The following is a 6,869-nucleotide window of genomic DNA, read 5'->3' on the forward strand; positions in this document are numbered from 1 at the left end:
CGGCCGTGACAAGCACGGCCGGCCCTCCGCCACTGCTGCGCGGGGAGCGCGGACGCGCCCCGCCGCGGTGCTACTTGAGCCGGGTGCCGGTCGAGCGCAGGTTCGCGCACGCCTGCTGGACGCGCTCGGCCATGCCCTTCTCGGCAGCCTTGCCCCAACTCCGGGGGTCGTAGGTCTTCTTGTCGCCGACCTCGCCGTCGACCTTCAGCACACCGTCGTAGTTGCGGAACATGTGGTCCGCGACGGGACGCGAGAAGGCGTACTGGGTGTCGGTGTCCAGGTTCATCTTCACCACGCCGTTCTCCAGCGCGGTGGCGATCTCGGTGTCCGTGGAGCCGGAGCCGCCGTGGAAGACGAAGTCGAACGGGTTCTGCTTGCCGGACTTCGCGGCGACGCCCTCCTGGAGGTCCTTCAGCAGCTCGGGCCGGAGCACGACGTTGCCGGGCTTGTAGACGCCGTGGACGTTGCCGAACGAGGCGGCCAGCAGGTAGCGGCCCTTTTCGCCCAGGCCGAGGGCCTCCGCCGTACGCAGCGCGTCGTCGACGGTCGTGTACAGCTCGTCGTTGATCTCGTGCGAGACGCCGTCCTCCTCGCCGCCGGTCGGGGTGATCTCGACTTCGAGGATGATCTTCGCCGCGACGGCCTGGGCCAGCAGCTCCTCGCCGATCTCCAGGTTGTCCTTGAGCGTCTCGGCGGAGCCGTCCCACATGTGGGACTGGAAGAGCGGGTTCTGCCCGGCGTCCACGCGCTCCTTGGAGACCGCCAGCAGCGGACGCACATAGCCGTCCAGCTTGTCCTTCGGGCAGTGGTCGGTGTGCAGCGCGACGTTGACCGGGTACTTCTTGGCGACGATGTGCGCGAACTCGGCCAGCGCCACGGCACCGCTGACCATGTCCTTGCTGTACTGCCCGCCGAGGAACTCGGCGCCGCCCGTGGAGATCTGGACGATGCCGTCGCTCTCCGCCTCCGCGAAGCCGCGCAGGGCCGCGTGCAGGGTCTGCGTCGAGGTCACGTTGATGGCGGGGTAGGCGAACTTGCCCGCCTTCGCCCGGTCGAACATCTCGTTGTAGACCTCGGGGGTCGCGATGGGCATCTGTCCGCTCCTTGGGTGGGTATCGGCTCTGCTGCGGAGTACGGCTGCCGCACGGTGTCCGGGCTCGGGCTCGGCGGCCTCCGGACCGGGACGGCTCAAGTGCGCCGGTCGGGGCGCGGGGCCCGGGGGTCCGGGGCCGGATCACCCCGGACACCGGCGGCCGGCACGACGTCATCGTCGACCCCCATACTCCCAGACGCACCCCGGTGTACGGGCCACTCGGGCGCCGCGGGGGCGGTGCCGGGCCCGCGCCGGGGNGCGCGGCTCACGCCAGACCGAGGTCCGCCAGCCCGTACGCGTACAGATAGCGCAGCCCCGCCCGCTCGACGGCCGCCGCGGCACCGCGCTCCACGATCGTCGCCACGGCCACGACCTCGGCGCCCGCCTGCCGGGCGGCCTCCACCGCGGTGAGCGGCGAGTTGCCCGTGGTCGAGGTGTCCTCGACGATCAGCACCCGGCGGCCCTCGATGTCCGGGCCCTCGATGCGCCGCTGGAGGCCGTGGGCCTTGCCCGCCTTCCGTACGACGAACGCGTCCAGCTTCCGGCCCCGTTCGGCCGCCGCGTGCAGCATCGCCGAGGCCACCGGGTCGGCGCCGAGCGTCAGCCCGCCGACGGCGTCGAAGTCGAGATCCGCGGTGAGGTCCAGCATCACCCGGCCCGCGAGCGGCGCGGCCTCGCCGTCGAGGGTGATGCGGCGCAGGTCGATGTAGAAGTCCGCCTCCTGGCCGGAGGAGAGGGTCACCCTGCCGTGCACGACGGCCTTTTCCTTGATCTGCCGCAGCAGCGCGTCAGAAGTGCTCATGGCCCCGGAGCCTATGCGGGCCGGCGCATCCGCTCCACGAGAGGGCCCGCGCTCTACGAGAGGGCCCGCCAGCTCCAGGTGGTGGAGATCTCCAGCGGCTGGATCGGAGTGACCAGATGGGGATGGGAGTTGAGGCCGTTGGGCGGGCCCGTCTGCGGCTCCACGCACACCGCCTCCGGCTGCTCGTCGTAGACGACGACCCACTCGGCGCGGCTGGCGACCCTCAGCTCCAGCTCTCCCGGCCAGGTCAGGGTGACGTCGACGCCCTGCGGCATGCCGAAGCAGTCGTCCCAGGGGCCGGGCCGCGGCTCGATGCGCTTGCCGGTGGGCAGATGGTCGACGCCGCGCTCCTCCTGCCACTCCGGGTCGAAGTCGACGGTCACGTCGCCGCCGCGCCCGCCGAGGTTGCGCAGGAACCAGGGATGCCAGCCGGCCTGCGCGGGGAAACTGGCGTCCGCCGCCTCGACGCCGAGGGTGAGGGTGAGCGCCCGGCCCGCCTCGTCGAGTTCGACGATCTGCGTGACGCGGCCCTCCCAGGGCCACGGGTCGCTCAGTTCGCAGGTGAAGGCCGCGGACTGCTCGTCCTGCCGCAGGGTGCGCCAGGCCCCGTCGCGTACCGTGCCGTGGATCGCGTGCGGGCCGCTGTCCAGGGGGAGTTGGTACAGCTCGCCGCCGCTGCGGAAGCGGCCCTGGTCGGTACGTCCGCACCAGGGCACCATGACGAACGCGCCGTACCTCTTGCCCTGCCGGAGCAGTTCCGTGCCGCCGACCTTCAGCGAGGCGATGCGGCAGCCCCGGTGCGGTTCGAGCGTCAACTCGGCGTCTCCGGCGCGGAGTGTGACGTCGGCGTCAGTGGTGGCGGAGTCAGTCATGACGCGACCCTAACCTCGCCAACTCCCGGCAGAGCGCGACCCGGCCGTACGTCAGCGGCGGCGGCGCAGGGCACGGCCGATGAAGACGGCTCCGGCGACGACGGCCGCGGCGGCGGGCGCGACCCAGCGCAGCGCGGCGGAGTTGGCGATGGGCTCCGGGACGGGGATCGGCGCGTAACGCCCGCGCGGGGGCGCGTGATCGACCTCCTCGGCGCTGCGCCCGATCATCGTGCGGCGCGCGTGTGCGGCCTCGGCCTCGGCGGCGGCCTCCACCTCGGACTCGTCGAGGGGCTCCTCGTGGAGCGGGTCGAGGGAGGACGGCGGGACGTCGGCGTCGAAGATGCCGCCGCGCTCGCCGGACTCGGCCTCGCCCGGCTTCCCTTCGCCGGACTCCTCTGTGCCGCCCTGCTCCGGGGTCTGGCCCGGCTGCTCCGCCGCGGGGCGGGCGTCGCCCTCGTCGCGGGCCTCGTCCGCGGTGCGGCCGGTGCCGTCGGTGCCCTCGGCAGCGCCGTCCGACGCGTCACCGGAGGTCTCCTCGGAGGCGTCGCCGGTGCTCTCGCCGGTGCTCTCGCCGGTGGTGCCGTGCGCCGTGGTGCCGTTCGCGGAGGCGCCCGCGGACGGACGCGACTCACGGCTGTCCGGGGCCGGAATGCCGGGGATGACACGGTCGTTGTCGCCGGGTTCGCCGATGCCGCCGGCGGTCTTGTCCGTGCCGGAGGGCGCGTCCGTCGTCGGTTCCGTCGCCGGTTCCGTCGCCGGTTCAGTCGCCGGGGCCTGCGGAGAGTCGAGGGTCTCGGGCGGCTGCTCCCGGATGCTCTCGCCGAGCGCCTTGGCGAAGCGTTCCAGCAGCCGGTGCCCGGCGGCGGTCGCGGTCTTGGCCTCGACGTCCTTGATGCGCCCGTCGCCCTTGACGGTGCCCGAGCACACGAGCCGGGTGGCCTCGCCCTCCGTGGCCCGCCGCGGTACGACGGTGAGGTTCAGCCGCACCGAACCGGTGCCCCGTGCCTCCGTACCGCTGGCCTTGACGGTGAACTCCTCGCCGCGGGGCGTGACGGTCAGGCTGCCCCGGTAGGTGATCGTCGAGCCGCCGACGCGGACCCGGAGACGCCCCTCGGTGGTGCCCGCGGCACCCTTGGCGGCGGCTGCGCCCTTGGTGCTCTTCGCGTCCTTCGCGCCCTTGGCGCCGGACCCGGCACCGGCCTTGGCGCCCTTCTCGCCCTGCGCGCTCTCGGCGCCCTCGGCACCGTCGAGTTGCAGACCGGGCACGCAGCGCGCCACACGCGCGGGCTCAGCGAGCGCCGCCCGTACGGACCCGACGGGAAACGGAACGTTCACCTCGTGCTCCATAGGGCGGAGCCTACCCACCGTGTACCGTCCATGGGACCTCCCCGGCGCTGCTTCACCGCCCACCGCACCCGCCTGGAGGCCGGGGCTCAGTAGCGGGGACGCGTCAGGGTCGACGGCGGAAGCCCCGTCAGCCGGTCGCGTTCCGCGCGCCGTCCCGCGAAGCGCAACTGACGCGGAGTCAGCGCGCCCAGCCGTGAGCCGCCGCCCGTGTCCTTCCGTACGCGCTCGTCCGCTCCCGCTCCCGGACCCGGCCCCGCCCCCGTTCCCGCTTCCACGCCCCGCCCCGTGGCCGGCGTCGTCAGCGGGTACGTGTGCGTGCCGGCCGCCGTCAGCGGCGGCCCTGGCGAGTCCCCGCGCGAGGCGAGCACGAAACCGAAGTCCCGTGGGCGGCGCAGCACATACGGGGAGGTGCGCAGGCCCGCGGAGCGGAGCGTCGTCTCCACCGTCCAGTAGGTGCGCGGCTCTCCGGCGGCCGGACCCGCGTGCACGGCGACGCGTCCGCCGGGCGCGAGGGCGCGCGCCACCAGGCCGTAGAACTCCTGCGAGTACAGCTCCGCGGTGTCCTGCACCGAGGGCACCGGAAGGTCGGAGAGCACGACGTCGTAGGCCCCCGCGTCCGATGCCCGTGCCAGCCGCCGGAGTTGCTCGAAGGTGTCGCCGGAGTGCTCGACGCGCACCCGCGGGTCCTCGTACGCGTCGCCGTTGAGCCCCCGCAGTCCGGGATCCGTACGGGCCAGGCGCAGGGCCGCGCCGTCCCGTTCGAGGACGGTCACCTCCCGTACGCGTGCGTAGCGCAGCACTTCGCGCAGCGCGAGGCCGTCCGCGCCGCCCAGCAGCAGTACGCGGCGGTGTGCGCCGGAGGTCATGGCGGGACGTACGAGCGAGGCGTGGTAGCGCTCGCCCTCGGCGGAGGAGACCCGCAGCCTGCCGTCGACGTAGAAGCGCAGCGGCCGGGCGCCGTGCCGCCAGGCCCGCGGGTCCCGGTCGCCGGTGAGGACCGCCTCCTGGGCGCCGCTGCGGACCGCGACCCGTACATGCCCGCCGTACACCGCGTCACGCGCGGCCCGTTCGAAGGAGGCGACGAAGCCGGTGCCGGCGAGCAGGAGCAGCACCACCGCGCCGTTCGTCGCGAGCAGGCCCCAGCGCACGCGGACGGTGACGTCGTGCCGGAAGAGCCACAGCACGACGACGCCTCCGGCGCCCGCGTTCACCACGCCCGTCAGCAGAGCCCCCGTCAACTGGCCGAAGAACGGCAGCAGTAGAAAGGGGAACATCAGCCCGCCGACGAGCGCGCCCACGTAGTCCGCGGCGAAGAGGTCGGCGACGGCGCCGCCCGCGTCCTGCTTCCGGATGCGCTGGATCAGCGTCATCAGCAGGGGCATCTCGGCGCCGATCAGCATGCCGATGGCGAGCGAGAAGCCCACGAGCGCGACGCGGGCGCCGCCCAGCCACGCGAAGCTCGCGTACAGCGCCATGGCGGAGCCGCCGCCGACCAGGGCGAGCAGCGCCTCGACCGCGGCGAAGCCCGTCGCCGCCCGGCAGCGCAGCCGCTTGGCCAGCAGCGAGCCGACGCCCATCGCGAAGACCATCACCGAGAGCACGACGGACGCCTGGGTGACGGAGTCGCCGACCAAGTACGAGGCGAGCGCGACGAGTTCGAGTTCGTAGACGAGGCCGCAGGCGGCGCAGACGAACACAGAGGCGAGGACGAGCCCGCGCCCGAGCCCGGCGGGCACCGGAAGCCGCGCGTCCTGGGGCGTTGCGAGGGGGCGGTCGATCATGCGGCGAACGCTACGTGACGGGTTTTCAGCTTTTTGTCACCCACACGCGTGCCACGGGAGCAGAGCCCGCGCAGCGAAGCAGCCGGAGGCACCGGGCGGTTGGGGCCCCAAAGATGCGGCTCGGGGCCCGACTACCGCGGCGGCGCGGCGAGTTCGCCCGTGCGCGCACACGCCACGGGCGGCGTCCGCCGCGTACGGACCGCGGAACGGACCACCCTGGTACGGGTGGAGACCAGCCGGCCCTCCTGCGGGTACGAGTGCCACGTACGCCAGCGCACCTGGCTCGCGCAGCGCTGCACCAGCAGCGCGGTGAACGCGTGCGGGGCGCCGGGAAAGGTGCCCGCCAGGCCCTCGGGATGGCCGGCGACGAGCGCGAGCAACTCCTGCGCACGGCCCGCGAAGGCGCCCGGCGTGAGCGTCTCGACGCGCGCCGCGAAGTCGTACTCCCAGGCGCCCGTGCGTCTGGAGACGCCCAGCGGCAGCGGTGTCCGTCTGCCGGGCATGCAGGCCACGGTCTCGGAGCAGGTGCGGCCGTCCTCTTCGAGCAGCACCTGATGGGAGGCGCCGAGCAGCCTCAACTGCACGGTGGCGGCGCCGAGTCGGAGGTCGCGCGCTGCCAGCGCGGGCAGCGGTTCGAGGCCGAGCGCCCAGGCGAGGTCGCCGGCGCGGGTGTCGGTGTAAGGGGTGGTGAGAGTGGTGAGCATGGGTCGGCTCCGCAAGTACACAGGGGAGGGGTGAGCCGGGCAGGGCCTCCGGCGGGCGGCCGGTTGTCCTGCGTCGACGGCTCGTACCCACGCCAAGTCCGGGGATACAGAAACACCGAATCATGAAATGTGTACCGCCACAGCGGTATCGCCCAACTTCTCCGGGTTTCCATCCCCCAGGTGACCGCACAGTTCAGATGTTCAACTGCCGGGCGCTTGACGGAAGTTCAGATTCCTCTCCGCATACGTACGGGGCGCCCGCGGGCGGAT

General features: G+C 73.3%; 6 protein-coding genes. All 6 read right to left on the reverse strand.

Annotated features, from left to right (window positions below; genetic code table 11):
* Positions 1–70 precede the first annotated feature (70 nt).
* Entirely contained in the window at positions 71–1,093 is a 1,023-nt protein-coding gene (fbaA, locus tag AN218_RS19975) for a class II fructose-bisphosphate aldolase (protein WP_070018263.1), read from the reverse strand.
* Between the two features lie 265 nt (positions 1,094–1,358).
* On the reverse strand, positions 1,359–1,895 hold the full coding sequence (gene pyrE / locus AN218_RS19980; protein ID WP_070018264.1) for an orotate phosphoribosyltransferase: 537 nt from the start codon (positions 1,893–1,895) through the stop codon (positions 1,359–1,361).
* Positions 1,896–1,948: 53 nt separating this feature from the next.
* Positions 1,949–2,767: an aldose epimerase family protein gene (locus AN218_RS19985; protein WP_070018265.1), complete on the reverse strand. Its 819-nt coding sequence runs from the start codon at positions 2,765–2,767 to the stop codon at positions 1,949–1,951.
* Positions 2,768–2,818: 51 nt separating this feature from the next.
* On the reverse strand, positions 2,819–4,114 hold the full coding sequence (locus AN218_RS19990; RefSeq protein WP_070018266.1) for a hypothetical protein: 1,296 nt from the start codon (positions 4,112–4,114) through the stop codon (positions 2,819–2,821).
* An 86-nt stretch (positions 4,115–4,200) separates the two neighbouring features.
* Positions 4,201–5,895, reverse strand: a complete 1,695-nt coding sequence (locus tag AN218_RS19995; protein ID WP_070018267.1) for a polyamine aminopropyltransferase — start codon at positions 5,893–5,895, stop codon at positions 4,201–4,203.
* A 131-nt stretch (positions 5,896–6,026) separates the two neighbouring features.
* The gene (locus AN218_RS20000; RefSeq protein ID WP_070018268.1) at positions 6,027–6,599 is read right to left on the reverse strand and encodes a DUF2617 family protein; all 573 of its coding nucleotides are present in this window, start codon (positions 6,597–6,599) and stop codon (positions 6,027–6,029) included.
* Positions 6,600–6,869 lie beyond the last annotated feature (270 nt).

Source organism: Streptomyces nanshensis, from assembly GCF_001751255.1.
GTDB lineage: Bacteria > Actinomycetota > Actinomycetes > Streptomycetales > Streptomycetaceae > Streptomyces > Streptomyces nanshensis_A.

What these genes read in the sequence shown, in the direction of transcription:
- fbaA (WP_070018263.1), bottom strand. Translation starts at nt 1,093, where the DNA reads ATGCCCATCGCGACCCCCGAGGTCTACAACGAGATGTTCGACCGGGCG.
- AN218_RS20000 (WP_070018268.1), bottom strand. Translation starts at nt 6,599, where the DNA reads ATGCTCACCACTCTCACCACCCCTTACACCGACACCCGCGCCGGCGAC.
- AN218_RS19990 (WP_070018266.1), bottom strand. Translation starts at nt 4,114, where the DNA reads ATGGAGCACGAGGTGAACGTTCCGTTTCCCGTCGGGTCCGTACGGGCG.
- AN218_RS19985 (WP_070018265.1), bottom strand. Translation starts at nt 2,767, where the DNA reads ATGACTGACTCCGCCACCACTGACGCCGACGTCACACTCCGCGCCGGA.
- pyrE (WP_070018264.1), bottom strand. Translation starts at nt 1,895, where the DNA reads ATGAGCACTTCTGACGCGCTGCTGCGGCAGATCAAGGAAAAGGCCGTC.
- AN218_RS19995 (WP_070018267.1), bottom strand. Translation starts at nt 5,895, where the DNA reads ATGATCGACCGCCCCCTCGCAACGCCCCAGGACGCGCGGCTTCCGGTG.